Annotated in this window: 1 protein-coding gene; it reads right to left on the bottom strand. The window is 46.6% G+C overall.

What is annotated here, in order from left to right; genetic code table 11:
- Window positions 1-54: 54 nt before the first annotated feature.
- Window positions 55-975 (bottom strand): IS5 family transposase, encoded by a 921-nt coding sequence (locus tag ACQEXT_RS21190; RefSeq protein ID WP_426953443.1) that lies wholly within the window; start codon window positions 973-975, stop codon window positions 55-57.
- Window positions 976-1,054 lie beyond the last annotated feature (79 nt).

Genomic DNA, 1,054 nt, shown 5'->3' with positions numbered 1-1,054 from the left:
GGCTTTGTTGCTCAATTCGGTTGGAAGACATGGCAGCCCAAGATTGTTCGGTCATTAAGCAATATACTGAGTTTCAGGCATACCAAGTCCTGTAAGCTTGTTCAGCGCTTTGATCATAGCGTAAGTCTCGCCAACCTGAGCATTGTAATTTCTTAGGCTTAATTTCCCACCTAGCAGCTGTTTTACTCGGTACATTGCTGTCTCTGATAGTGAGCGCTTGTGATAGCCATACCGCTTTTTCCATTTCTTGTTGGAGCCGTAGAGCTTTTGACAACCTACTGCTAAATTGCGAGGGTGTCCTTGCTCCCAGAAGGCTGCCCCTTCTCGTGGTGGGATAAGCGGAACCGCTCGCTTGACCCGTATGGCATCATGGCAATTCCTTGTGTCATAAGCGCCATCGCCTGATATCTCAATAATTTTCCGACGTGTCTGCTTAAGCAAGTTGGGAAGTACTTCAGCATCGGTTACGTTAGATAAACTCAGCTCTGCTGCGACTATTTCGTGGGTGTTTGTATCTACTGCGATATGCAGCTTACGCCAAACCCTACGCTTCCCGTCAGTACCATGCTTCTTAACCTTCCATTCACCTTCACCATAAACCTTGAGGCCAGTGGCATCAATGGCGAGGTGTTGTATCGCACCTCTGGTTTTAGTTTTAAATGAAACCTCAGCTTCCTTAGCTCGACGGCTTATACAGGTATAGTGCGGACAAACTAGCGGGATGTTAGCAATCTTAAATACTGAGTCTAGAAAACCTTGTAGCGCTCTCAATGGCATAGAGAAAACGCGTTTCACCATCAGTGCAGTAGTAATGGCTAAGTCGCTGAATCGACGAGGTCTACCACGCTTGCCTTGCTTGCTTTGCTTCCACTCGGCTATCGCTTCCTCATCAATCCAAAAGGTCAGAGAACCACGGTTGATTAAGGCTTTATTGTACTGCTTCCAGTTAGTTGTTTTGTAACGAGGTTTAGGCATGAGGCTACGACGATTGATGGGTGTAGCCGATCAGATCGTAGCTTCTAGATTTAGTTCCATCGATTTAGGCAACAAAGCC

This window comes from Vibrio sp. TRT 29B02 (genome assembly GCF_050113655.1).
GTDB lineage: Bacteria > Pseudomonadota > Gammaproteobacteria > Enterobacterales > Vibrionaceae > Vibrio.
This window is presented reverse-complemented; position numbering and strand designations above follow the sequence as displayed.